The 26,473-nt window shown below is 60.6% G+C and carries 19 protein-coding genes; 9 read left to right on the forward strand and 10 right to left on the reverse strand.

Translation table 11 applies throughout. The features are described from left to right. Positions 1-49: 49 nt before the first annotated feature. The gene (locus tag LIS66_RS26715) at positions 50-4,654 is read left to right on the forward strand and encodes a dermonecrotic toxin domain-containing protein (RefSeq protein ID WP_227973326.1); all 4,605 of its coding nucleotides are present in this window, start codon (positions 50-52) and stop codon (positions 4,652-4,654) included. Here the strand turns inward: LIS66_RS26715 and LIS66_RS26720 are convergent. Beyond that, the gene (locus tag LIS66_RS26720; protein WP_227973327.1) at positions 4,611-6,164 is read right to left on the reverse strand and encodes a PLP-dependent aminotransferase family protein; all 1,554 of its coding nucleotides are present in this window, start codon (positions 6,162-6,164) and stop codon (positions 4,611-4,613) included. The genes LIS66_RS26715 and LIS66_RS26720 overlap by 44 nt on opposite strands. Positions 6,165-6,256: 92 nt before the next feature. Between LIS66_RS26720 and LIS66_RS26725 the strand changes: the two genes are divergently transcribed. The 3 genes from LIS66_RS26725 to LIS66_RS26735 are packed head-to-tail and all read left to right on the forward strand — an operon-like array spanning position 6,257 to position 8,021. Then, positions 6,257-6,880, forward strand: a complete 624-nt coding sequence (locus LIS66_RS26725; protein ID WP_227973328.1) for an FMN-binding negative transcriptional regulator — start codon at positions 6,257-6,259, stop codon at positions 6,878-6,880. A gap of 10 nt (positions 6,881-6,890) precedes the next feature. Next, on the forward strand, positions 6,891-7,337 hold the full coding sequence (locus LIS66_RS26730) for a GNAT family N-acetyltransferase (RefSeq protein ID WP_116657238.1): 447 nt from the start codon (positions 6,891-6,893) through the stop codon (positions 7,335-7,337). A 12-nt stretch (positions 7,338-7,349) separates the two neighbouring features. After that, positions 7,350-8,021, forward strand: a complete 672-nt coding sequence (locus LIS66_RS26735) for a GNAT family N-acetyltransferase (RefSeq protein ID WP_227973329.1) — start codon at positions 7,350-7,352, stop codon at positions 8,019-8,021. Between the two features lie 121 nt (positions 8,022-8,142). On the opposite strand, the gene LIS66_RS26740 is transcribed toward LIS66_RS26735, so the two are convergent. Beyond that, on the reverse strand, positions 8,143-9,045 hold the full coding sequence (locus LIS66_RS26740) for a homocysteine S-methyltransferase family protein (RefSeq protein WP_227973330.1): 903 nt from the start codon (positions 9,043-9,045) through the stop codon (positions 8,143-8,145). A 113-nt stretch (positions 9,046-9,158) separates the two neighbouring features. On the opposite strand from LIS66_RS26740, the gene LIS66_RS26745 reads away from it, so the two are divergent. After that, on the forward strand, positions 9,159-9,977 hold the full coding sequence (locus LIS66_RS26745) for an ABC transporter substrate-binding protein (protein WP_042608054.1): 819 nt from the start codon (positions 9,159-9,161) through the stop codon (positions 9,975-9,977). Continuing rightward, entirely contained in the window at positions 9,974-10,810 is an 837-nt protein-coding gene (locus LIS66_RS26750; RefSeq protein WP_064365163.1) for an amino acid ABC transporter permease, read from the forward strand. Before LIS66_RS26745 ends, LIS66_RS26750 begins: the two co-directional genes overlap by 4 nt. Before the next feature lie 15 nt (positions 10,811-10,825). Here LIS66_RS26750 and LIS66_RS26755 read toward each other — a convergent pair whose 3' ends face one another. From LIS66_RS26755 to LIS66_RS26765, 3 genes are all read right to left on the reverse strand, one after another. Continuing rightward, positions 10,826-11,104 (reverse strand): helix-turn-helix domain-containing protein, encoded by a 279-nt coding sequence (locus tag LIS66_RS26755; protein WP_024014849.1) that lies wholly within the window; start codon positions 11,102-11,104, stop codon positions 10,826-10,828. Further along, a complete protein-coding gene (locus tag LIS66_RS26760) occupies positions 11,101-12,450 on the reverse strand; it encodes a HipA domain-containing protein (RefSeq protein WP_227973331.1) in 1,350 nt (449 codons plus the stop codon). The genes LIS66_RS26755 and LIS66_RS26760 overlap by 4 nt, the downstream gene beginning before the upstream one ends. 110 nt (positions 12,451-12,560) lie before the next feature. Continuing rightward, positions 12,561-12,761: a hypothetical protein gene (locus LIS66_RS26765; RefSeq protein ID WP_227973332.1), complete on the reverse strand. Its 201-nt coding sequence runs from the start codon at positions 12,759-12,761 to the stop codon at positions 12,561-12,563. A gap of 56 nt (positions 12,762-12,817) precedes the next feature. Between LIS66_RS26765 and LIS66_RS26770 the strand changes: the two genes are divergently transcribed. Next, a complete protein-coding gene (locus LIS66_RS26770; RefSeq protein ID WP_227973333.1) occupies positions 12,818-15,013 on the forward strand; it encodes an autotransporter outer membrane beta-barrel domain-containing protein in 2,196 nt (731 codons plus the stop codon). A 194-nt stretch (positions 15,014-15,207) separates the two neighbouring features. On the opposite strand, the gene oadA is transcribed toward LIS66_RS26770, so the two are convergent. Together oadA and LIS66_RS26780 are read right to left on the reverse strand one after the other, a co-directional pair. After that, positions 15,208-17,016, reverse strand: coding sequence for a sodium-extruding oxaloacetate decarboxylase subunit alpha (gene oadA / locus LIS66_RS26775; RefSeq protein ID WP_116657233.1), 1,809 nt, complete (start codon positions 17,014-17,016; stop codon positions 15,208-15,210). 10 nt (positions 17,017-17,026) lie between these two features. Then, on the reverse strand, positions 17,027-18,442 hold the full coding sequence (locus LIS66_RS26780; protein WP_227973334.1) for an acetyl-CoA carboxylase biotin carboxylase subunit: 1,416 nt from the start codon (positions 18,440-18,442) through the stop codon (positions 17,027-17,029). A gap of 190 nt (positions 18,443-18,632) precedes the next feature. On the opposite strand from LIS66_RS26780, the gene LIS66_RS26785 reads away from it, so the two are divergent. Beyond that, positions 18,633-19,595: a LysR family transcriptional regulator gene (locus LIS66_RS26785; RefSeq protein ID WP_227973335.1), complete on the forward strand. Its 963-nt coding sequence runs from the start codon at positions 18,633-18,635 to the stop codon at positions 19,593-19,595. Here LIS66_RS26785 and LIS66_RS26790 read toward each other — a convergent pair. From LIS66_RS26790 to LIS66_RS26800, 3 genes are all read right to left on the reverse strand, one after another. Beyond that, a complete protein-coding gene (locus tag LIS66_RS26790) occupies positions 19,537-19,740 on the reverse strand; it encodes a PA3496 family putative envelope integrity protein (protein ID WP_227973336.1) in 204 nt (67 codons plus the stop codon). The two genes, LIS66_RS26785 and LIS66_RS26790, sit on opposite strands and share 59 nt — an antisense overlap. Positions 19,741-19,971: 231 nt before the next feature. Beyond that, on the reverse strand, positions 19,972-20,838 hold the full coding sequence (gene hexR, locus LIS66_RS26795) for a transcriptional regulator HexR (RefSeq protein ID WP_007962240.1): 867 nt from the start codon (positions 20,836-20,838) through the stop codon (positions 19,972-19,974). Positions 20,839-20,965: 127 nt separating this feature from the next. After that, on the reverse strand, positions 20,966-23,839 hold the full coding sequence (locus LIS66_RS26800; protein ID WP_227973337.1) for a GGDEF domain-containing phosphodiesterase: 2,874 nt from the start codon (positions 23,837-23,839) through the stop codon (positions 20,966-20,968). Between the two features lie 257 nt (positions 23,840-24,096). On the opposite strand from LIS66_RS26800, the gene uvrD reads away from it, so the two are divergent. After that, positions 24,097-26,280 (forward strand): DNA helicase II, encoded by a 2,184-nt coding sequence (uvrD, locus tag LIS66_RS26805; protein WP_064365169.1) that lies wholly within the window; start codon positions 24,097-24,099, stop codon positions 26,278-26,280. The last annotated feature ends 193 nt before the right edge of the window (positions 26,281-26,473 follow it).

Raw genomic sequence — 26,473 nt, forward strand, 5'->3', positions numbered from 1 at the left:
CTTGCCCTGAACCGCCGGCATTCGGCGCCCGACAGAGCAGGAATCACTGATGCCCGAACTCCCCTCCCCCAGTGCCGTCGATATCGTGACCCAACTGGTCACCGGCCCCTCACTCCATGAAGTCGCCACGAAAACGCTGGGCCCGGCACTCAAGACGCTGTACCCCAACCTTGAGATCGACCCGCAATTGGCCATGGTCGTAGAACCGACCTGGGAGATCGACGACGATCAAGTCTTCGCCGGTCGGCCCAACGTTGAATCGCTGACCGATGCGCTGGTACGCCTTGGCATGACCGGCAAAACCGTGACCTATCTGGACGGCGAGCATTATCTGACCCAGCAGCCTGCCTGGCCGGCCCCCGTGCAGTTGCCGGTGAAAATCGAGGCCATCGGTCTGCTGCTCAACGAGCTCGCACCGCTGTTGTTCATCGCCTACAAGGATCGGCACGTCATCTACTGGGATGAGTTCACCTACCCGGGACAGCCGCGCTGGCAGCAGTTGTCGCAAGCGTTGCGCAACTTATGGAGAGCCGATGCCAGCCATGGCTGGGATGCCGCTCAAACCGCCGTCGCCGAGGCGGTGTTCCGCCAGCCCGACAGGCAACAACGCGTGAGCGCTGACACCTACGACACACGGGCCTGCCTGATCGACCTCGACCGGCAAGACACCGCACAGCCCGCCCACCTGGCCTTGCTCGATATGGCGGTGATCATTGGCACGGTTGCGGAACGTAGCGTGATTCTCACTCACGCGGTCACTCGCGGTTACCAGCACTTCGACTCGCTGCAAGCGCTTGGCGAGGATCTGCAGCAACGCTTCGGTGCCACTTGCGCAGATCCGCACCTCAGGTGGCGGCTGGTCGAACCGCAGGGCAATTTCTTCGATCATCAGGCCTGCACCTTGATTTCGCTTGAGGCCGACGCCTTGGGGGAGATCAATTTTTTTGCTGAAAGGCCGCTCAACCGCGTCTATCCGCACACCGGAACCCTGGGCAAAACGGCTGAACCGACGCCGCGCCTTGAGACCCATTTCGAGCGACTGCGACCGATGCTGCCGCAGTGGCTGAACGATGCGCTGCCCGTCGATCAGGCACGCTATAGCCGGCATCTGCTGGACCTGACCACGTTTGCGCATGAACACGACGGCAAATCGTTCCAGAGCGAGGTCATCGACCTGCGCGCGTACACCCGCGACGCCTTGGTGCAACAGATGGCGAAGGACCAGCCGAGCGCCAAGGACATCAACCCCGATGACATTCTGATCACCATCACCAGCCTGGTGGTCTGGGGCACGTTCGTATTGCCCGGCAACACCAGCGTCCAGTCCCTGACGTTGCCGGAACTTGCCCTGCAGAATCTCGCCGGACTGCCACTGGGCAACAAGACCGTGAGCTATAAAAACGCCAGCGCAGTGCCTGCGTGGATGACCGTGGCCTACCTGGAAAAACTGATCAGGACGGTGGATATCGGCAAGACCTATCCAGCGCACTTGAAGGCATGCCTGGTAGACGACACCGATCAGGCGTCGGCCTTGGAAGAGTTGTACAAGAGCCAGTTACGCATTGAGCTGCCATTGCTGGCGTTGCAGCACAAGATCCAGGGCCGGGGCGGCATTGATGAGTCGGGGTATCGCTACGTGGCAGCGGCGCTGGCGATGACCGGCGCAGAGCGCTACGTCGATGGCGAGGAAATCGTGATCCGCCCGCTGGCCTTTGTCGCGCACCGCAGCAGTTCCGTAACCGACAGCGTCGTCAACATGTACGTCATCGGCCCGCGCGAAGCGAACAAGGGCCCCTGCCTGCTGTACCGTCCACTGTTCGAGATGCCGTTGATGCAATATCCCGGGCACGCCAACCTCCTCTACGCGATCGAGCATTCGCGACATTTACGCGATTCGGTGCTGGCATGGTTGCCCGATGACGTACGTTTCAATTACAGCCAGTTTGTCTTTACCGCCAGGCTGCCGTCGGTGTGGACAATTCCACAGATGCTGGTCAATCCGACGACGGCACTCGACATGTCGGGCCCCGTCGCGCTGGGTACCCAAGTGCTGACCGGCGACGTGCTGGAGACCCTTCATGACCGCAACGTACAGGCCCTGCTGACCCAGGCCGACCGGCAATCGGTGTCCAACGCCGAGGCACGCTGGGCCACCCTGAAACAGGGCGGCTGGCTGATGTTCAATGCCGCTCTGCCGTTTCTGGGGCGCAGCGTCGGCACGGCGGCGTGGATCTGGCAAATCATGGACGATCTGCAAGAAGTCACCGACGTTGCCAATCAGCAGTCGGGCAAGATCGCGTGGACGGCAATTGCCGACATCCTTCTGGCCCTGGGCATGGTCCTTGCGCATCGCGCGGCAGTCGGCGAGGCACCAGCACATGAATCGTTGGCGCAGCCAGAAAAACAAACAACATCTCTCAACCCGGTCGTAAAAGTACCCAAGGCGCTGCAATTGCCCGATGTCATCGGCGCTGAAATGACCGGCGTACACGCGACCACCATCGATATCGTCACCGCACTGAAACGCTCGCCGCAGGCACTGGCCAAGGTTCTCGACAGCTTCAAGCTCGACCGACCGAAAGATCTTGGCGCCGCCGCCAGCGACGGCGCGCACCGGGGCCTGCGCCCTCACCGCGACACCTGGTACGTGCAGGTCGGTGAGCGCTGGTTCGAGGTGATGCGCAACGAACACGATAAAGTGCAGATTATCGACTCGCGCCAGCAACCACGCCGCTTCGGTCCGACACTGGCCTATTCCGTCAGGGGCGAGTGGGTGATCGATATGCGCCTGCGTCTGCGCGGCGGGGGCCTGGACTCGGCACTGCAAAAATCCCGTGGCAGCAGGCAGACCGTCGCCAAAGCGTTGACCGAAAAAATCACCGCCTTCGATGACACCATGCATGCCAAGGAGCTACGTCTGAACGCGGACCGTGATGCCTTAAGCGATGCTTTGCCGCAGGCGCAGTCACAGGCGCGCACTCAGTACCTCGCCACACTCGATGCCCAGTACAAGGAGTACGCAGCGAACATTCAGCAGATCAGAGAGTTGAATCTCAATCAGACCATTCCCAATTACCGCACCGTCATGACCGAGCGCCTGCAAATGCAATTGTTTCTGGGCCAGGAGTGGCTCAACGAGCATTCCTCACACTTTCAACAAAGTGTCGAGGCCATGCAGACAATGATCGCGGATGGGCGCACCGTCGAGCCTGAAGCATTCAGCCAGGCGGCAGTCAGCCTGAATGACACCACTCAGAGCATCATCGAGAAAATCGAGGCGGCACACGTTTGCTTCGAAGAAATGAAGCTGTTGGGAAAAGACGCCGTGCAAGCCATGCGTGTGTATCGGGACGCTTTGCCGGATTACCGGTTGAACGACCTCAAAGTGCTGCAAATCAGCCTCGCCGAGAGAATATGTATCAAGCCGGGCGACACCACGGAACATGCCAGCGCTCAACAGGCACTGGCCGATCTCATCGAAGACGCTGCGCTGAATATCCAGAGCTCGCTGGACTTGAGCGCCGATGAAAGCCTGGGCGACTTGCGTGGACGCATCGATGCCTTGAGCAACGTTGCCCAGCAGTTCGATTCAGTGAACAAACGCTTCAGCGATCTGGCCAGCGAATATTCCGACCAGCTCCACACAGACCGACTCAAACATGTACAAGCGCGGGTGATTGCCTTCAAGGCCGCCGCCGACAATCGCCTCGCCGACCTGTTGCGCTACCGGCATCTGCTCGTGCCGCAGGCCGGTCCGTCAACGCCATCCGCGTCTGCCTCGAATCGACAGATCATCCACACACGATCAAGGGGCACCGTGGTCGGCGAACGCAAGAAAAGCGTCGGCGATGACACTACCGAAATGATGGAAGTGCGTACCCATCTGACGGGCGTCATTGCCACATTTCACGAAGAGTCGCCCGGTGTCTGGGTCGAACAGCGTACGCCGCCGGCGCCGGCGCCAACCTCTCCCGTCGATTTGAAGAACAGTGTTCGCGAGGGCCAGGCACTGATCGATGGCCTGGCGGCATTTCATCGGCGCATCGAGGCGCGCCTCAAACGCGGCGCGCGGATCCCGGTGGAGGTCGAGGAGGAATACCACCAGCATGCCGCACTCTTGCGCAAGGCCATTGCGGCGATCGACGAAGCACTGACCGCCAGGAACCTCACCGCGGGCCCGCATGAACCCTCCGAAACGCTCAGCCACGCGCTCGACAAAGCAGCGAAAACCCTGGAAGAAAAAGGCACCAGCACGCGCATTCGCCTGGTCAAACAGCAACTACCCACGGCGGCGGGCATGCAATGGCTCAAGGAAAAGGGAGAAATAACCATCGACAAAACCGTCACCCGGCGCCCGATCAGACGCCGTCAGCATGATTTCCTCGACGAGTACCGGATTCGTGATGCCCATAATGACAAGGTCCTGTGCTACGCCCATTTTCACTACAGCAGCGCTGAGGCGCATGATCCATCGTTCGTTCGCGGGCACATGAAAACCGCCGCCCAACAGCGAATGGGCGGCGCCTACGAGCCCAGCCAGCCAAGCAACCAGCAACTGATTGAAATCCATCGCAGCGAAATTTCCAGTCGCTCGGCCGAGGCGTTGTTCTTCAACCTCCCCAAGCCTGGCGCAAGCGCGCCAGTGCCGCTGTGATCGCAGCCTCCGGCACCGCGGCAAAACCCAGCACCAGGCCGGCGCGCCGGGCCATGGGTGTGGTTGAGTCCGGCAACCAGTAAGTGCTCAGGCCGTTGATCTCGACATCGACATCAGCGGCCTGAGCGATCAACTGTTGCTCGCGCTCCACGCTGTCCACAGCGACCGTCAGGTGCAGCCCGGCGGACACGGCGGGCAATTGACCGACACCGGCGATTGCTGTCGGCCAACCTTCGAGCAAGCAATTGCGCCGGCTCAGCGCAGCCCGGCGCATCCGGCGGATATGCCGCTGAAAATGCCCGGCAGCCATGAACTCGGCCATCACCGCCTGGGTGCTGACTTCCGAATGCCGCACGTCGACAGCACGCCGTTGCGAGAACGCCTCGACCAGTGCTGGCGGCAGCACCAGATAACCGAGGCGCAACGCCGGAAAGGCGACTTTGCCGAACGTGCCGACGTAGAGCACACGACCCTGACGATCAAGTGCGGCCAACGGCGCCAGCGGCGCGCCGGTGTATCGATATTCGCCGTCATAGTCATCCTCGACGATCCAGCCGCCGACGCGCTCGGCCCAGGCGAGCAACTCCAGACGCCGGGCCAGGCTCATCACCACACCGGTCGGGTACTGATGAGACGGCGTGACGTAGGCCACACGGCAGTCGCTGAGCTGAGCCATGGAGCTGCAATCGATGCCATCGCCATCTACCGCCACGCCGTGCAACTTCGCCCCCGCTACGGCGAAGGCATGCCCGGCGGCGCGATAGCCCGGATTCTCGATCGCCACCCCGTCGCCCGGCTCGACCAGCAGCTGTGCACAAAGGCTTATGCCCTGCTGCGCGCCACTGGTGATCACAATTTGCTCAGCCGAGCACTGCATGCCCCGCGAGCTGCGCAGATAAGCAGCGATCATTGCGCGCAGCCGCGGATCACCGGATGGGTCGCCATAACACAGTTGCTGCAGATCCGGTTTACGCCAGAAAGCCGCATTCAGCTTGGCCCACACCTCGAAAGGGAACAGATCGAACGCTGGAACGCCTACCCGAAAAGCCCGCGGCGGACCGCTCGGTGGTCGGGGCAAATGATGCTTTTCGATACGGGAAAATCCACCGCTGTGGATAACTTTGCTGGATGGATTCACAGGTAAATCCAGCCGATTTGTGGATAAGGCTGTGGGTAAGCCTGTTGACAAGCCTGTGGATGGATTTGTGGATAGTTTTTTCTTCGAGGTGGAACCCAGAGCCAATTGCGCGACATAGGTGCCGTCGCCCACGCGTCCTTCGATAAAGCCCTCGGCATACAACTGATCGTAGGCGCGCACCACGCTGTTGCGGGAAATGCCCAGCGCCGAGGCCAGGTCGCGGCTGGCCGGCAATCGCGTGCCACTGACCAGACGTCCGTCGAGTACCCGCAGACGCAGGGCCTGATAGAGCTGGCGACTCAAGCCCTGACGGCGATCAAGCGCGATTCCGGCCGGATTGAACGGCATCGACAGCGGTGGCAGATCAGACATGGCAATGGACCTGTGAAATGGCTCGGCAATGGCTCTTACAACAGACCAATAGCCTGCCTAGGATGCAGGCATTCGCCTAGGAAAATCTGTCCATGTACACACCACGCGCCTTTGCCATCGAAGACTTGTCCCAACTGCACGAACTGATCCTTGCCACGCGCCTGGCCATTCTGGTCAGCCACGGTAAGAGCGGACTGCAAGCCAGCCATGTGCCAGTGCTGCTGCATCGCGAACAGGGCGAATACGGCACGCTCTACGGTCATCTGGCCAAAGCCAACCCGCAGTGGAAAGACCTGCGCGACGGCGCCGAAGCGATGCTGATCTTCGCTGGCCCAGACGCCTACGTCAGCCCGAGCTTCTATCCGAGCAAAGCCGAACACGGCAAAGTCGTGCCGACCTGGAACTACATCGCCGTACACGCCTACGGTCATGCCGAGACCTTCAGCGATGGCGGGCGGCTGCTCGACATCGTCAGCACCCTGACCGACCGTCACGAAGCGGGCCGCGCCCAGCCTTGGTCGGTGGAAGATGCGCCGGCCGATTACATCGACGGCATGCTCAAGGCCATTGTCGGTTTTGCCATTCCCATCGATCGCCTCGAAGGCAAACGCAAGCTCAGCCAGAACCGCAGCGCCGAAGACATTGCCGGGGTGCGCGAAGGCCTCGCCGCCAGCCCCGACGCCAACGACCAGACCCTCGCCCGCTTGATGCGCTAAGGAAACCCGCATGACCCAGATCGACATTCGCCCGGTCAGCGCCAATGACCACGCCGCCTGGCTACCGCTGTGGCAAGCTTACCTGCGCTTTTACAACACCGAGCTACCGGACACCGTGACCCAAAGCACCTGGCAGCGCTTTCTCGACCCGAACGAACCGACCCACGCGGCCATCGCCTGGGCTGATGGCAAAGCGTTGGGCATGGTGCACTACATCTATCATCGCTCGAACTGGAGCATCGAAAACTCCTGCTACCTGCAGGATCTGTTGGTAGTGCCGGAGTCGCGGGGCACGGGTGTCGGCCGCCTGTTGATCGAACATGTCTACGCTACCGCCAAGGCTGATGGCTGCTGCAAAGTCCACTGGCTGACCCACGAAACCAACGCGACCGCGATCCAGCTCTACGAGCGCATCGCCGAACGCCCAGGCCTCATTCAGTTTCGCCAAGCCCTTTAAGGAGACGCGCACATGACCGCTTCACTCGCTGACTGGAAAGGCGTCCCCGCCCCCTCCGCCACCTTGCTCGAAGGCCGCTTCATTCGTCTGGAGAAACTCGACCCGGCACGGCATGCCGATCCACTCTACGCTGCTCTGGAAGGGCCGGGTGCCGATCCGAAACTCTGGGATTATCTGCCTTACGGGCCGTTTCGCGAGCGCAGCGCGTTCAACGACTGGTTGAACAACCATGCGGCCAACAGCGACCCGTATTTCTTCAGCGTCATCGACCGCGCGACTGATCAGGTCCAGGGCATCCTCAGCCTGATGTCGATCGTCCCGGCCCAAGGTCGTATTGAAATCGGTCACGTCGCCTTCGGCGCACCCATGCAGCGCTCGCCGAAAAGCACCGAGGCGGTGTACCTGCTGGCCAAATACTCGTTCGAGCTGGGTTACCGGCGCCTGGAATGGAAGTGCAACAACGGCAACGCCCGCTCCAAATACGCGGCCGAGCGTCTGGGCTTCAGCTTCGAAGGAGTGTTCCGCCAGCACATGGTGGTCAAGGGACAGAACCGCGATACCGCGTGGTATTCGATTCTGGATGCGGAATGGCCGGCGATTGGTGCCGGGTTCGAGCGCTGGTTGAGCGATGAAAACCAGACGCCGGGTGGCCAAGTGAAAGGCTTGGCCGAGTGCCGTAGCTGAATTTCACAAATACCCTGTGGGAGCGAGCCTGCTCGCGAAGGCGGTGTGTCAGTCACTGAAAATGTTGACTGACTGACCGCTTTCGCGAGCAGGCTCGCTCCCACAATTGGCGGGGTCAGGCTTATCGACGCAGTTCCTGCGCCAGCACCGCAATATGCTCCGGCCCGATCCCGCAGCAGCCGCCCAAGTGAGTGGCGCCGCGCTGTTGCCAGTCCAGCGCCCAGTGCAGATACCCCGGCGGATCAAGATCGTCACGCAGCGGGTCGAGTCCGTCGTTGGCCGTGGCTTCCTTCGGTTGCGGAGGAAACGCATTGGCGTACGCGCCGATGTTGATGTTCACGCCGAGACGCTCGAACGTTGCGCGCGCCGCGTCGATGGCCGCGCCAATCACTTCAGGCTGGCTGCAGTTGAACAACAACGTCTCGACACCCAGCTCAGCCGCCACCGCAGCCGCTTCGGCAACAGGCTCACCGGAGCGCAGGCGCGGCACTTCATCGGTGTCTTCATCCTTGAGGGTGAATGACAGCCAGAACGGTTTGCCATCCTGCGGCAGCCCGGCGTGAATGGCGCGCGCCTCGACGATCGAGCTTTGCGTTTCTGCCAGCCACAGGTCGACATATGGGGCCAGACCGTTAACCAAAGGCGTCAACAGTTCGGTCACGCGAGCAGCCTCGAACAGATCCGGACGGTACGAGCCGAACAGCGGCGGCAATGAGCCGGCAACGCGTACGGATCTACCTGAAGCCTGCACCGCGCGCTGCGCCACTTCCCCCGCCAGTGCTGCAAGCGCCTGACCTTCAGCGGCAAAGCGCTCTTCACCAATGTGAAACGGTACCACTGCGTAACTGTTGCTGGTGATCACATTGGCGCCGCTATTGATGTAAGCGGCATGCACCGCCTCGACCGCTAGCGGCGCTTCGCTCAGCGCCAGTGCCGACCACTCGGGCTGGCGAAATGGCGCACCGGCGCGTTGCAACTCACGGCCCAAGCCGCCATCGAGAATGACCGTTCCTGCTGCGCTCATATGCGTTTCACTCATATGCTTATGAAAATAACTCACTATCGGAGCCGTTCTTATAACTATTTAATACGCACCACTCGGTTAATAACAACCTCTTTTTTCAACAGGAAGCGACTGTGAAATTCCAACCGCTATTGGCCCTGGGCCTGACCGTTCTGGCCTCCACCCAAGCCTTCGGCGGCGCGACGCTGGACCGTGTCGAGCAGAAAAAAGAACTGGTTGGCGTGCTGATGGAGAGTTATCCGCCCTTCTCGTTCCTCAATGAACAGAATCAACTCGACGGTTTCGATGTCGACGTTGCCAAAGCGGTGGCGGATAAGCTCGGCGTCAGACTTCGTCTGGAAACGCCGTCCTGGGACGTGATCGCCGCCGGCCGCTGGAGCGGGCGCTACGACATCTGCATCTGCTCGATGACCCCGAGCAAGGCCCGCGCCGAAGTGTTCGATTTCCCGGTCGAGTACTACGCCTCGCCAGCAGTGATCGTGGTCAATGCCAAGGATGAGCGGATCCACAGCGCCAAGGACCTGAGCGGCAAGAAAGTCGGCCTGACCAGCGCCTCCAGCTATGAAAGTTATCTGAACAAGAATCTGGTCATCGAAGGCGCCGAGGATACACAGCTGCAGTATCCGTTCGAGGAGGTGCAGATCGCTCCGTACGACACCGACAACGTCGCCTTTCAGGATCTGGGTCTCGGCGCCGGCGTGCGCCTGGATGCGATCCTCACCAATCTGGTCACCGCACAACCGCGCTTGAACCAGGACCAGCGCTTCAAACTGGCCGGCGAACCGCTGTACTCGGAGCCGAACTCGGTGGCCATCGAAAAGGGTGACCCGCAGTGGGACGCCAAGGTGCGCGAGGTGTTCGCCCAGCTGAAACAGGACGGCACCCTGAGCAAGCTGTCGCAGAAATGGATCGGCGCCGACATCAGCCAATGAGTTCTTTTCCAACCCCGCCACAGCCACCGCAACCGGTGGCTGAAACCCGCCTGCAAAAGCTTTTCGGGTTCCGTACGCGCCTGTACCTGACGTGGGCTGCGCTGTTCTGTCTGTTTGCCGGATTTTTCCTCAGCTTCGACCTGAAGTTCGCGATCATCCTCGACAAGCTGCCCAACCTCGTTGGCCTGAAGCTGGCGCCGAACGGCTTCCTGCAGGGCGCAGCGCTGACGCTGTTCCTCTGCGCCTGCTCGATCATCGCCTCGTCGCTGCTCGGTTTCATCACCGCGCTGGCGCGCCTGTCCAACAGCGCCGTGGCGTTTGGCATTGCCAGTTTCTACACCTCGTTCTTCCGTGGCACGCCGTTGCTGATCCAGATCCTGCTGATCTACCTCGGCCTGCCGCAACTGGGCATCGTCCCCGGCGCCATCGTCGCCGGCATCATTGCCCTGTCGCTGAACTACGGCGCCTATCTGAGCGAAATCTTCCGCGCCGGGATCCTCGGCGTCGATCACGGACAACGCGAAGCATCCCTGGCGCTGGGCCTGCGCGAAAGCGTGATCTTCTGGCGCATCACCCTGCCCCAGGCCATGCGCACGATCATCCCGCCGACCACCAATCAGTTCATCTCGATGCTCAAGGACTCGTCGCTGATCTCGGTGATGGGCGTCTGGGAAGTGATGTTTCTCGCCCAGTCCTACGGCCGCTCAAGCTATCGCTACATTGAAATGCTCACCACGGCGGCGATCATCTACTGGCTGATGTCGATCGGGCTGGAGCTGATTCAGGCAAGGATGGAGCGGCATTACGGCAAGGCGTATTTGCGGCGTGGTTAAACAGTCGCGCAGGTTTTAAACGGTGTCCCGGCGTATTCGCACAACACCCATTTTCATGCCGAATGGGCGGAACACCGCGTTCAGCGACTTCAATGTCTGGTTGCCTTCGCCATGTTCGATATGCACCAGCGTGCGCACTGAAATCTTGCACATCTTCGCAAACTGGGTCTGATGCAGACCGGTGACTTCGACCCGTAAACGGCGCACGGCGTCACCGATTTCCAGAGTGCCTTCGGCCAGTGATTGCTGAATGCTTTCGATGAGCGCCGTGCGCTCGAGGACGGTCAGACTCATTGCAGGTCCCACTCTTTCAAACGTTGCTCGAGGTTTTTCAGGTGAACGCTCGGGTGATTCATGGTTCTGGCGGGCAAACCGCTGGCCGCAAGAATATCCGGCAGTGCGGCCAGACGGCGGGCATCCGCGCGCAGGCCTTCGAACAGCGCAGAGGCATCCAGCCCCGCCAACGAATCGTGCGGATCTGCGCTATCGGCCAATACGCGGCAGACACCTCGCCAATCGACATCGCCCGCCCGCTCCAACTCTTTTGGCCATTTGGTCGTACGCGTCACGCCTTCGTCATCCATGACCATCGGGGCGAGGTCATAAATAGGCGCGAGTCGGAAAGCGTTCTCTTGCCGGATGATCGCCGTGTTACGACCGTGGTTATCGGAGTTTCCGAGGATTTTATTGATCAGGTCGCGACGCAGGTAATCGGCGACGAGGCCGGGAATCTGGCTGGCCTGACCCGCTTTGCGCCATAGCCCGGCGAGCATGCGGATCACGTCCAGATGATTCATGGCGCTGCCAGGCGTCGTCACTTCAGCCAGCGAATAAATCGATTCGACGGCAAAACGCGACACCGCCCCATCTTCCACTTGTCGATCAAAACGCCGCATCCACAAACTCGGTTTGTTCGCCTCTTCCAAGGCCAGGCCTTCTGCCGCGACCGTTTCGATGCCCAATGTCTGCAGCGCTTTGTAGTAATGGAATTCGCTGCGCAGGATGTCCTGATCGGTCTGCCCGCCCCTGTTTCTGGCGAATTTCACGAACCAGTGCTGTCGCACTTCTTCATCGTCCAATACCGCGTCGGGATACAGAAGCCCGGCGCTGTTCTCTGCCAGTAATAGCTTCGGAGCTTCACCACCTGCCCCCGTCGCGCCACCGATGGCCGCGCCCAGCTCGTAGGCATATTCAAGAAAGCGGTTGTCGCGGCTAATGACCTCTTCGCGCTTGAATCCGATCGGCTTCCTCTCATCGACTGCTTCCGCCGATTCCTTTATTCGCATGTTGCCAATGGGAGCCGGTGTTCTGCGGCCCAGCAGAAACAGATCGGCGCTGATCTCGGCGGGTCTTTCCTGACCCAGGCGGGCGAGCAGAAACCGCTTGGCTGCGCCTGCCGGTGCGATGTCGTGGACAAAGGCTGGTGTCTTCGCGCGCCGACCTTCCCAATCCAGCGGATACAGGGCACTCACGGCTTGGGAAAAAGGCGACCCGATCAACTCAATGTTTTCCACCAGATAGTCCGCTTCATAGCCAAAACTGCAGCGGCTTTCAAAGCCTTTTTCCGGATCATCGAAGTCAAGAGTCATCGCGTCGTGCCATTGCCCGGCGGTGAAGATCTGGAGTGTCAGGTTATACATGCTGGTTCCTTGCGCATTTTAATGCGTTTCAAGAAAGAGAAATCCTCGATAATTGCAATATAGTGCATTCTTTCAGCCAAAGACGCCGTAAATCTGCAACAAAATGCACATTAGCCTTCGCTATCAGCTTCATAAGTGCAAAATAATGCAGAGAAGCGTTTAACATCACGCTGATAAATGCCGCCTTTAAGCGAAAGCTGTAGGAAAAAGAACAAGCGGCGCCGCGCAAAAGAATTGTTTGCGAAATCCGGTGAGGATTTTCCGTAGAACGATCCGATGTCGCCTGCATGGATGTGGGAAGCGGCCGACATCGATTTTTTTCGGGCAGCAATAGAGTTGGGTCTTCTCGATAAGGAGGTCGAACTTGATGCCCACTCAACACCTATTCGCACCAAAACACCTGGCTCTGGCTATTTCACTGGCGCTGGGTTGCGTAGCGCTGGCTAATGCCGAGCAATCCAGCGAAGCCACCGAGTCGCCCCCAAGCGTGGAAGCGACGGAGCAGCCCGAAACCAACCTCAAGCAACAGACCATACAAAGGCTTCAGGATTTTCTCAGCGACGCGAGCACGGTTCCCATCACGTTCACTACACCGGAGACCGTGTTCAAAGGGACTGACGTCAACGACTTGATTACCCTTAAAGACGGCGCGAGCTTCACTGGCCGACTGGATGGGGGCAAGGGCGACAATGTGCTGTTCCTCGATGCTGCGAACGGCGGCACGTTGAGCGACACACGCAACTTCAATGGATTATTCGTCGCCCAAGGAGACTGGACGCTGAGCCCCAAAGGTGATTTTCATGAAGGCGTTATGGTCAATAGTGGTGGAGCACTGACCAACCTCGGCAGCATCAAGGGTGACGTCTATGTCCAGACTGGCGGCGGGTTCGCAGGTAAAGGCTCGGTAGGCAATCTTGAAGTGGACGGCCTGCTCACTGTCAATGCGGCGCTTGGCGCTCCCCGAGTAAAAGGCAATCTGCACTTGGCGCCTGGTGCCGAACTGGCTTACGAGGTCACACCCACCGGTAGCCCGACAATCAAGGTCGATGGCACAGCTCAGCTTGACGGCGCCACCCTCAAAGTCGTCGCAGCTGCGGGTGAATTTCCGCAGAGCAGCCAGTACAAAATCATCGAAGCCCGTGAGGTTAAGGGCCAGTTTGGCAGGATCGAGAACGAGCTGGCGTATATGACCGCCACAGCTCAATACAACAAGAAGTCGGTTGCACTGACGTACGCTCGCAATGACGTAGCGCTTGAAAGCCTCGCGCCTACCGAAAATGCAGGCGCGCTTGCAGGCAGTATCATCGAGCCAGAGCCCGACCCGATCTCAACACCCATATCGCCAACGCCTGCTCCCGCCTCACTTACAGCGGTGATCGCAGCTCCAGCGCCGGTCCCGACCTCAGTTGCGAACTTGATTGAAGACTCCGCATTGGTGGGATCATCGACACTAAACGAAATCGTGACTGCGCAAACCAGCGAAGCCGCCGCCCAGCCTGTGCCTGAACTTACAAAGCCTGCTAACGCCGCTGTAGCCGCACTGCTGACCAGCGATAAAACCACCGCGCCTATCGCGCTCGACCAACTCGCTGCCGGCAGCAATGCCAACCTCGCCAAAGCCACTCTGAACAGTGTCACACCGGTCAGTGCGAGCATGCTCTCGGCGATGCGGCAACTGGACAACCGTCCCGGCGCAACGGACGGATCGCGCAGTTCACCGGGTCAGGCCGCAGGCAGCGGAGACTCCGGGCGGGTGTGGATTCAAGCGCTGGGTAACGGCGGCAAGGTTGATCGGGACGGTGACGGCATCCTCCAACACTCCACGCAAGGTCTGGTCGTGGGCGCTGACTGGCGACTCGACGAGCAGTGGCACGTCGGCCTGCTCGGCGGCAAATCACAGACGAAACTGGATGCTCGCCAGTACGACGGCGATCTCGACAGTTGGCACTTGGGCGCCTACGCCGTGCGTCAGGACGGCCCACTGTCGTTGCGTCTCGGCGCCACCTACGCCAGCCATGACGGTAGCAGCACACGACGGGTCGCGTTCAAGGGTTTCAGCGATCGTCTGAAGGGCAACTACGACGCCAATACTCAGCAGGCATTCGCCGAAGCCGGGTTCAATTTGGGCCGCGACAGCGTAACCCTCGAACCCTACGCCAGCCTCGGCTATCAACGTTATCAACGCGACAGCTATAACGAGAAAGGTGGCGACGCAGCGCTGAAAGTTTATGGGCAGACCCGCGACAACTTCAGCAGCACCTTCGGTCTACGGCTTGCGCAGGTCAACACGCTGGATAACGGCATGCGCCTGACGCCGCGATTGACCGCAGGCTGGAAACATACCTTCGGCGACATCGACAGCGACACCCGCCAGCAACTGCGCAAGGGCGGCAAGCGTTTCGAAGTGACCGGCGCGGCGCTGGACCGGAACAGTCTGTCAGTGGATGCGGGGCTCGATCTTGGCCTGTCGGCGGCGCACACGCTGGGCGTGGGCTTAACCGGTGAGCTGGGTAATGACAGCCGAACGTATGGCGTGGCGGGCCAATGGCGCATGGCGTTCTGACGGAGCGCGTTCCTGTGTAGGAGTGAGCCTGCTCGCGATAGCAGTGTGTCAGACGAGCAATCATTGACTGACACGACCCCATCGCGAGCAGGCTCACTCCTACAAGGGATCTTCGTCATCGCGGTAAATCACAGGCAAAAAAAGGGGAGCACATGCCCCCCCGAGGTTTAAAGCGTTGGATCGCGGCCGTTATCTCAGCCTTCGATCTCGATAAGGATTTCGCCCGGGTTGACCCGGTCGCCCTTGGCCACATGGATCGCGGTGACTTTGCCGGCAATGGCAGCCTGGACTTCGGTCTCCATCTTCATCGCTTCGGTGATCAGTACCGCCTGGCCTGCCTTGACGGTATCGCCCTCCTTGACCAGCACATCGACGATGTTGCCCGGCATGGTGGTGCTGACATGGCCCGGCGCCGAGGCCTGTTTGCGTTTGCTGCTGCCGCCGCTGACAAATTCATTGAGCGGTTCGAACACCACTTCTTCCGGCATGCCGTCGATGGACAGATAGAAGTGGCGCTTGCCCTCGGCCTTGACGCCGACGCCGGTGATGTCGACGCGATAGGTTTCACCGTGGACGTCGATGACAAACTCGGTCGGCACGCCTTCGCCGCTCGCCGAGGCCACGGCGCCCGCTTCCGGAATAGGCAGCAGCACTTCCGGGGTGAGGGTGCCGGCGGCACGCTCTTCGAGGAACTTGCGGCCGATGTCCGGGAACATGGCGAAGGTCAGTACGTCTTCTTCGGACTTGGCCAGTGCGCCGATATCGGCACGCAGCTTGGTCATCTCCGGCTTGAGCAGATCGGCCGGACGTACGTCGATGACGTCTTCGCTGCCGATCGCCTGACGCCGGAGTTTTTCATTCACGACGCCCGGTGCCTTGCCGTAGCCGCCCTGCAGATACAGCTTCACCTCGTTGGTGATGGTCTTGTAGCGCTCGCCGGCCAGTACGTTGAAGAACGCCTGGGTGCCGACGATCTGTGAAGTCGGGGTCACCAGCGGCGGGAAGCCGAGGTCTTCACGTACGCGCGGAATTTCTGCGAGCACTTCGCCCATGCGGTTCAGGGCGCCCTGCTCTTTCAACTGGTTGGCGAGGTTGGAGATCATCCCGCCCGGCACCTGGTTGACCTGCACACGAGTGTCGACGGCGGTGAATTCGCTTTCGAACTGGTGGTACTTCTTGCGCACGGCATAGAAGTACAGGCCGATTTCCTGGAGCAGCTCCAGATTCAGGCCGGTGTCGTATTCGGTGCCTTTGAGCGCGGCGACCATCGACTCGGTGCCCGGGTGGCTGGTGCCCGAGGCGAAGCTGGAGATTGCGGTGTCGATATGATCGGCACCGTTTTCGATCGCCTTGAGCTGGCACATGGCGGCCAGGCCAGCAGTATCGTGGGAGTGGATGAACACCGGCAGCGACTGTTCGGCTTTCAAAGCACGCACCAGTTCACCGGTGGCGTATGGAGTGAGCAGACCGGCCATGTCCTTGATCGCCACCGAGTCGCAGCCCATGGATTCCATTTGCTTGGCCTGGGTGACGAAAGCCTCGATGGTGTGCACCGGGCTGGTGGTGTAGGCGATGGTGCCTTGCGCATGTTTGCCGGCAGCTTTCACTGCTTCGATGGCAACGCGCAGGTTACGCACATCGTTCATTGCATCGAAGATGCGGAACACGTCAATACCGTTTACCGCGGCCTTGGCGACGAAGGCTTTGACCACGTCATCGCTGTAGTGACGATAGCCGAGCAGGTTCTGCCCGCGCAGAAGCATTTGCAGACGGGTATTGGGCAGCGCGGCGCGCAATTGGCGCAGGCGCTCCCACGGGTCTTCCTTGAGGAAACGTACGCAGGCGTCAAACGTCGCCCCGCCCCAGCATTCCAGCGACCAGTAGCCGACCTTGTCGAGCTTGTCGCAGATCGGCAGCATGTCTTCGGTGCGCATGCGGGTGGCGAGCAGCGATTGGTGAGCGTCGCGCAGGATGGTGTCGGTGACAAAGATCTTCTTGCTCATTCTTGATTCCTCACAGGCCTGCGTGGGCGGCGATGGCGGCGGCGATGGCCAGGGCCAGCTCTTCGGGTTTGCGCTTGATCGAGTAGTTGGTCAGTTCCGGGTGGCTTTCAACGAAGCTGGTATTGAACTGGCCGCTACGGAATTCCGGGTTGCGCAGGATTTCCTGGTAGTACGCGGCGGTGGTCTTCACGCCCTGCAGGCGCATGTCGTCGAGGGCTCGCAGGCCCCGGTCCATCGCTTCTTCCCAGGTCAGCGCCCAGACCACCAGCTTCAGGCACATCGAGTCGTAGAACGGTGGAATCGTGTACCCGGTATAGATCGCCGTGTCGGTGCGCACGCCCGGGCCGCCGGGAGCGTAGTAGCGGGTGATCTTGCCGAAGCTCGGCAGGAAGTTGTTCTTCGGATCCTCGGCGTTGATACGGAACTGCAAGGCGAAACCACGGTGCTGAATGTCTTCCTGCTTCACCGATAGCGGCAGGCCGGAAGCGATGCGAATCTGTTCGCGAACGATGTCGATGCCGGTGATTTCTTCGGTGATGGTGTGCTCCACCTGAACCCGCGTGTTCATCTCCATGAAGTACACCTCGCCCTCGGCGAGCAGGAACTCCACGGTGCCGGCATTCTCGTAACCCACAGCCTGGGCCGCACGTACCGACAGGTCGCCGATGTACGCGCGCTGCTCCGGGGTCAGCTGTGGGCTCGGTGCGATCTCGATCAGCTTCTGGTTGCGGCGCTGGATCGAGCAGTCACGCTCGAACAGGTGCACGACGTTGCCGAAGCTGTCGCCGAGGATCTGCGCTTCGATGTGCTTGGGATTGACGATGCATTTTTCCAGGAACACTTCCGCCGAACCGAACGCTTTGGTGGCCTCGGATATGACACGGGGGAAGTTCTGTTCGAGTTCTTCGCGGCTGTTGCAGCGACGGATACCGCGCCCGCCACCACCGGAGGTGGCCTTGAGCATCACCGGATAGCCGATGCGATCACCTTCGACCAGGGCTTCTTCGATGCCGGAGACATTGCCTTCGGTGCCGGGCGTCACCGGTACGCCGGCCTTGATCATGCTGCGCCGCGCTTCGGTCTTGTCGCCCATGCGCCGGATGACTTCCGCCGACGGGCCGATGAATTTGATGCCGCGCTCGGCGCAGATTTCCGCCAGCTCGGCGTTTTCCGAAAGGAAACCATAGCCGGGGTGCAGCGCATCACAGCCGGTTTCCACCGCCAGGTTCACCAGCTTGCGCGGGTTCAGGTAGCCGGCCAGCGGCTCGGCTCCGACGCTGTGGGCCTCGTCTGCACGCTTCACATGCAACGCATGGCGATCGGCGTCGGAGAAAATCGCAACCGAGCGAATGCCCATTTCGGCGCAGGCTCGCACGATTCGTACGGCAATCTCACCACGGTTGGCGATCAGGATCTTTTTTATCACTTGGAGGTTCCCTTGAGCCGGTGGCACCACGACCTGCTAGACCCAGGTCGACGCGTGACCAAATGTTTCAATTCGGTCGCAGGACCACACTAGCGCTGCCAAGGGATTAACAAAAATGAATAAAAATTGGGTCAAGCATAAGTAAACACTTATAGTTGAAACATCTGTCCGCCGACCGAGCCCGAACCCTATGCGTAAGTCATTGATGCGTATGACATTACGTCAATTGCAGATCTTCAATGAGGTGTGCGATTTACGTTCCTACAGCCGCGCAGCCGAGGAAATGTCTCTCACACAACCGGCCGTAAGCCTACAGATTCGTCAGCTCGAAGAGCTGATTGGCCAGCCGTTATTCGATTATGTCGGTAAAAAACTCTATATGACCGAGGCGGCGGAAGCGCTTCAGCGCGCCAGCCGCGACATTTTCGGCCGGCTGGAAAACCTCGATATGCAGCTGTCGGACATGCAGGGGTCGCTGCAGGGTCAGTTGAAACTGGCGGTGGAATCGAGCGCCAAATATTTCGTGCCGCACCTGTTCGCCGCATTCAAGCGCCAGCATCCGGAAGTCAATTTGCAACTGACCGTGGTCAACCGTGGCCAGGTCATCCGCCGCCTCTCGGACAACCGCGATGATCTGGTGATCATGTCGATGGTGCCGCAGGACATGGGTCTGGAATTCCTGCCGTTTCTCAACAATCCGATCGTCGCCGTGGCACGCCCGGATCACCCGCTGGCACACACCGGCCCGCTGCGCTTGCAGGATCTGGAACCGTACACACTGCTGATCCGCGAGCCGGGCTCGGGTACGCGCCTGGCCTGCGAGGAATACTTCAAGGAAAAGCGCGTGCACTTCACCCAGACCCAGGAAGTGGCGTCCGCCGAAGCTCAGCGCGAATGCGTGCTGGCGGGTCTGGGCCTGGCGCTGTTGACGCGCCACGCCCTGAACCTGGAGCTGGCGACCGGCGGCCTGGTCGAGCTGCCGGTCGAAGAGTTGCCGCTGATGCGCAGTTGGTGTCTGGTGCAAGCCAAAGCCAAACGGTTGTCACCGGTTGCGCATGCGTTCCTGGCATTTATCCGCAGCGAGCGGGCGCAGATTATTGCGCTGGTTGAGCGTTTCGACGGGAAGCTGCGGGCGGTACCTGCCAGTGAGTGATCTCGGGAAAATCGCCGATCTCGGCTTGAAGCTGGCGAAGTTCGAAGCGATCTTCAATCGCACGGCGGAATTCCATGCGGCGCTGATCTTCCTGCTGACGACGGGTTTTCGCGGCGCTGTTGCGTTCTTCGTAGGGCTGAGCCATTTCGATTCTCCCAAGGCGAGTACGGGAGTTTCACGATAGGCGTGGGGGATGACGGTTTGGCTGCGTCAGGGTTACAGACTGATGAAAATTTCAAATGTGCGGTATTTACAGGTGCGCCTTCGCGAGCAGGCTCGCTCCCACATTTTTATCTCCGGCAGACACAGAATTTGTCTTTACAGCAGAACTCTGTGGGAGCGAGCCTGCTCGCGAAGAGGTCGGCCGACCTTGGATTTAGTCGTCCAGCGCTTTCACAGCCTTGGGCGACAAGCGCAGACTGCGCAGACTGCGCTTCACGCTCTTGAGGTGATTGACCAGGCTCGGTCCGCGGGCCATGGCCACGCCCATCGCCAGCACGTCGATCACCACCAGGTGAGCGATGCGCGAGGTCAGCGGTGTATAGATTTCGGTGTCTTCGTGCACATCGATCGCCAGGTTCACCGTCGACAACTCCGCCAATGGCGTCTGACTCGGGCACAAGGTGATCAGCGACGCCCCGCTCTCGCGAACGAGGTTGGCGGTGATCAGCAAATCCTTGGAACGCCCCGACTGGGAAATACAGATCGCCACGTCGGTGGGCTTCAGCGTTACCGCCGACATCGCCTGCATGTGCGGATCGGAATACGCCGCTGCGGTCAGCAGCAAGCGGAAGAACTTGTGCTGCGCATCCGCCGCCACCGCGCCCGAGGCACCGAAACCGTAGAACTCGACGCGTTGCGCCTGGGACATCAGCGTGACTGCGCGTTGCAACTCCACCGGGTCGAGTTTCTCGCGCACTTCCATCAAGGTGTGCAGCGTGGTGTCGAAAATCTTCAGGCTGTAGTCGGCGACGGAGTCGTCTTCGTGGATGGCGAACTGACCGAAGCTGGCACCGGCGGCCAGACTCTGAGCCAATTTCAATTTGAGATCCTGAAAGCCGGAACAACCGATGGCGCGGCAGAAGCGCACGATGGTCGGCTCGCTGATGCCGACGCTGTGAGCAAGGTCGGCCATGGAACTGTGCATCACTGCCGCAGGGTCAAGCAGCACGTGGTCGGCGACCTTGAGCTCCGACTTGCGTAACAGGTGACGTGACTGGGCGATGTGTTGCAGCAGATTCAAGGGGCTGGACTCTTCTTGTGGGCAAGGATGTAGCAAGCTTGTAGTTATACTACATGAATGGGCATTTTGCCTGCTCAATGCGTAACTCAATGTCCCTGTATCAGGCCTGCTGAGGTGCATGTAGCCCTTACTGCGGATTTTCCTGATCGCGCAAAAGCCCGGCCAGACTGGCAGCGTCCACTGGCCGGCTGATCAGGTAGCCCTGCACCTCGTCGCAGCGCTCGACGCGAAGAAATTCCAGTTGATCCTGCCGCTCGACGCCCTCGGCCACGACTTTCAGGGCCAGCCCGTGCGCCATGGCGATGATCGCGCGAGTGATCGCAGCGTCCGCACTGCCCGCGCTCAAGCCGCGAATGAACGCTTGATCGATCTTCACGTAATCCACCGGAATACGCTTGAGATAACTCAAAGACGAATAACCGGTACCGAAATCATCGATCGCCAGTTTCACCCCCAGATCGCGCAGTTGCTGGAACGTCGCAATGATGTGTTCGACGCTGTCGAGCAAATGGCTTTCGGTCAGCTCGAGCTCAAGGTAGTGCGGCGCCAGGCCGGTTTCTTCCAGCACCTGCCGCACCAGACTGACCAGTTTGCCCTGGCGCAACTGATGCACCGACAGGTTCACCGACACACGGATCGGCGCCAGGCCCTGACGCTGCCATTCGCACGCTTGCCAGCACGCCTGACGCAGGACGAATTCGCCGATCGGCCCGATCAGCCCGGTCTCTTCGGCGAGGCCGATGAAATCCGCCGGTGGCACCTGGCCCATGCTCGGATGATCCCAGCGCACCAGCGCCTCGGCAGCATTCAAACGACCGCTTTGCAGGCACAGTTTCGGTTGGTAGAACACCGTCAGTTGCTGCTCTTCAATGGCTCGGCGCAAGTGGTTTTCCAGCTGCAAACGCTCGAGTGTGCTGGCTTGCAGGCTGTCGGTGTAGAACTGGAAGTTGTTGCCGCCCAGATGTTTGGCATGTTGCATGGCCATGTTCGACTGGCTGACCAGCGTCGAGATCTCCCGCGCGTTGTCGGGCAACAGACTGATGCCCATCGAGGCACTCACCACCAGCTCATGCCCGTCAACACTCAGCGGCAAACGCAGCTTGGCCGACAACCGTGTCGCCACCCGGGCCAGGCTCGACAGATTGCCGTAGGCATCGAACAGCACGGCAAACTCGTCTCCCGACAAGCGCGCAATGGTGTCGGCCTCAGGCAAGGCATTGACCAGCCGGCGCGCCATCTTCTGCAGCAACTGATCGGCGACTTCATGACCAAGGCTGTCATTGAGCAATTTGAAACGATCCAGATTGATGTGCAGCAGCGCCAGACTGCGGCGCCCGCCCTGGCGAACCCGCTGATGGGCTTCATGCAGGCGTTCGCGGAACAGCGAACGGTTGGCCAGACCGGTGAGCTCGTCGTAATGGGTCAGATAGCGCAAACGTTCTTCCGACGCCCGCCGCGCCGAGAGGTCGGCAAAGAAACCAACGATATGGCTGACATTGCCGCGGCTGTCGCGCACCGCATTTAGCTGCAACCATTGCGGGTACAACTCGCCGTTCTTGCGGGTTTCCACCAGTTCGCCCTGCCAGCTGCCGTGCTGCTCCAGCGCATGCCGGATCGCCACGTAGTGACGACGGGCATCGCGGCTGCACGGCAACTCGACAACGTTGCGCCCGAGCATGTCGTCGATCTCGTAACCGGTAACCCGGCTGAAAGCCTGATTGATCGCAATCAACGCGTAGTCAGGATCGAGAATCACGATGCCTTCGCTGGCCGCCTCGAACACCGTCGCCGCCAGCCGTTGCTGCTCTTCGAGGCTTTTGCCGGCGCTGATATCGCGGCGGGTACCGACCATGCGGATCACCCGGCCGCTGGCGCTGCGCTCGACGGCGCGGCCGCGGTCCTCGATCCACACCCAGTGGCCGTCGCCGTGGCGCAAGCGATATTCGACCTGATAATCCTCGGTGCGCCCCTTCAAATGTTCGACCAGGGCGAACTGCAGTGACGGCACGTCTTCGGGGTGCAGTCGCGGTTTCAGATCGCGCAGCAGCGCAGTCACGTATTCCGGGGCGAGGCCGAACAGTTCCTGAACCTGCGTGTGGTGGACTTCGTCGGTCTGCAGATTCCAGTCCCATAAGCCGAGCTCACTGGCCTTCAGTGCCAGCGCCAACCGCGCTTCGCTTTTGCTCAAGGCCTGGTTGGCTGCATCCAGTTCGCGGCTGCGCTGGGCCACGCGATTTTCGAGATCAACCTGCGCTTCACGCAACCGGGCTTCGGCACAGCGGCGCTGCTCGATCTCTTTGCCCAGTTCCTGATTGAGTTGTTCGCTGCGGGCCTGTGCTTGCTGAAGGTGCTCGATCAGGTGCTGGTTCTGGAAACGCCGGAGCAGACCGCGATCGATCAGCCGATTGACCTGCCACGCGACCACGCTCAGCGAACCGAGAAGGATCAACCCCAGCCAGCCCCAGCCCCGTGCCTGATCGTCGCCGCCCCAGAACAGGTAGCCGATCGCTGGCAGCAGACAGGGCAAGGTAAACGACAGGAACGCCGGCAGGCTCACGGCGTAGGCGACACTGGCCGACAGCGTTGCCGCGCCGATCAGGCCGAATACCCAGGCCTGCTGAATGAAATTGTCGGCGGGAACGAGGGCGATGCCGGCACCGGCCAAAGTCAGACCGGTCATGGTCGAACCGAGCAGAAACATGCGAAACCAGATCGGCCGGGCCTGGCGATCGGGAATCGCCGAATCGAACGCAGCCACCTGGATCACCCGCAACGCGACCAGCGACAGCAGCCACACCAGCCAGACGCTGACCACGAAGTAGCGCTGCGGGCTCCAGAGCAAAGCGGCGCAGACCAGACCATTGATCAACATGAACAGCGTGGGCAACAACGAGCCCTGATACAGCAGACGCGTGCGCTCCACCGCCATTTCGACGGCATAGTGCTTGCGGATCACCCGAGGGTCCACGGAGGGCCCCGACAGTTCGGCGCTGAGGGTCATGGGCAACGTTCTTGTTCTTATAAGGAGGGCGTGCGCCCGAAACGTGGACGGAGCATACACAAGCCGACCCCGTTGCCAAACTGCTGCCGATCACAATTGCAGGGAAAATTTCCGCCGCCAACGCGCCGCTGCCACCTCCCAGGCGAGACAGGCCGAAGCCAGCAGCCAATGACCGACCGGTCGTCCTCGGCAGCACTTTCATCGGCTAATGCAACGCGCGGTTTGCCCGGGCCCGCGGCGCACCCTAGAATGCCCCGATGCGCGATGATCTCTCCCTTCTGCTGAACTCCCTCAACGATGCCCAACGCCAGGCCGTAGCGGCCCCCGTTGGCCGTCAGTTGGTCCTGGCCGGCGCCGGTTCCGGTAAAACCCGAGTGCTGGTGCACCGTATCGCCTGGTTGATCCAGGTCGAGAACGCCTCGCCTCACTCCATCCTGTCGGTGACCTTCACCAACAAGGCCGCTGCCGAGATGCGTCATCGCATCGAGCAGTTGCTGGGCATCAACCCGGCCGGCATGTGGGTCGGCACCTTCCACGGCCTCGCGCACCGCTTGCTGCGGGCGCACTGGCAGGAAGCGGGTTTGAGCCAGACCTTCCAGATCCTCGACAGCGATGACCAGCAACGGCTGGTCAAGCGGGTGATCCGCGAGCTGGGCCTGGACGAGCAACGCTGGCCGGCGCGGCAGGCGCAGTGGTTCATCAACGGGCAGAAAGACGAAGGTCTGCGCCCGCAACACATCCAGGCCAGCGGCGACCTGTTCCTCGCCACCATGCGCGGCATCTACGAAGCTTACGAGGCGGCGTGCCTGCGTGCCGGCGTGATCGATTTCTCCGAGCTGCTGCTGCGCGCCCTCGACCTGTGGCGTGATCATCCGGGCCTGCTGGCCCACTATCAAAAGCGTTTCCGCCATATTCTGGTCGACGAGTTTCAGGACACCAACGCCGTGCAGTACGCTTGGTTGCGCCTGCTCGGCAAGGGCGGTGACAGCCTGATGGTGGTGGGCGACGACGATCAGTCGATTTACGGCTGGCGCGGCGCGAAGATTGAAAACATCCATCAGTATTCTTCGGATTTTCCGGATTCCGAGACGATTCGCCTGGAGCAGAACTACCGCTCCACCGCCGGCATCCTCAAAGCCGCCAACGCCTTGATCGCCAACAACACCGGGCGCCTGGGCAAAGAGCTGTGGACCGACGGCGGCGACGGCGAAGCGATCAACCTGTACGCGGCATTCAACGAACACGACGAAGCACGCTACGTGGTCGAAACCATCGAAAGTGCGCTGAAAACCGGCCTGGCCCGTAGCGATATCGCGATTCTGTACCGCTCCAACGCCCAGTCGCGAGTGCTCGAGGAAGCCCTGCTGCGCGAGCGGATTCCGTACCGCATCTATGGCGGGCAGCGCTTCTTCGAACGCGCGGAAATCAAGAACGCCATGGCCTACCTGCGCTTGCTTGAAGGTCGCGGCAACGATGCGGCGCTGGAACGGGTGATCAACGTGCCGGCCCGTGGCATCGGCGAGAAAACCGTCGAAGCGATCCGCGAGCACGCGCGACACAGCGATGTATCGATGTGGGAAGCGATGCGTCAACTGGTCGCCAACAAAGGCCTGACCGGCCGCGCCGCCAGTGCGCTCGGTGCATTCATCGAGCTGATCGAGAACCTCGCCGCCAAGTGCGCCGAGATGCCGCTGCACCTGATGACGCAAACCGTCATCGAGCAGTCCGGCCTGATCGCTTATCACGAGGCGGAGAAAGGTGAGAAAGGCCAGGCCCGGGTAGAAAACCTTGAGGAACTGGTCAGCGCCGCGCGCAACTTCGAGAACACCGAAGAGGACGAAGAGCTGACGCCACTGGCGGCATTCCTCGGCCACGCATCGCTGGAGGCCGGCGACACTCAGGCCGACGAGCACGAAGACAGCGTTCAGCTGATGACCCTGCACAGCGCCAAAGGTCTGGAATTCCCTTACGTGTTCCTGGTGGGCATGGAAGAAGGCCTGTTCCCGCACAAGATGAGCCTGGAAGAGCCCGGGCGTCTTGAAGAAGAACGGCGTCTGGCCTACGTCGGTATCACTCGGGCCATGCAGAATCTGGTGATGACCTACGCGGAAACCCGGCGTCTGTACGGCAGCGAAACCTACAACAAGGTGTCGCGTTTCGTACGCGAGGTGCCGAAGGGCCTGATTCAGGAAGTGCGTCTGTCCAATAGCGTCAGCCGACCGTTCGGCGGCAACCAGTCGATGAGCGGCAGCAATCTGTTCAGCGGCAGCGAGATTCCGGAAACCGGTTTCGTGCTGGGTCAGGCCGTACGTCATTCGATCTTCGGCGAAGGCGTGATCCTCAACTTCGAAGGTTCCGGCGCCCAGGCCCGAGTCCAGGTGAACTTCAGCGAAGGCAGCAAATGGCTGATGCTCGGCTATGCCAAGCTGGAAGCCATCTGACCCCGGTTTGTTTTTTTGTGGGAGCGAGCCTGCTCGCGAATGAAATCACCGCGGTTGATCTGATACACCGCGGTGCAGCTTTCGCGAGCAGGCTCGCTCCCACAGGGTTCGGTGTTCTGACCCACAATCCCTCTGAACCTATCGCCTTTTCCTACAGACAAAAGTACATCGGCTGATTGCCTCGCCAAGCTGA

It is taken from the genome of Pseudomonas sp. HN2, assembly GCF_020736465.1.
Classification (GTDB): domain Bacteria; phylum Pseudomonadota; class Gammaproteobacteria; order Pseudomonadales; family Pseudomonadaceae; genus Aquipseudomonas; species Aquipseudomonas moraviensis_A.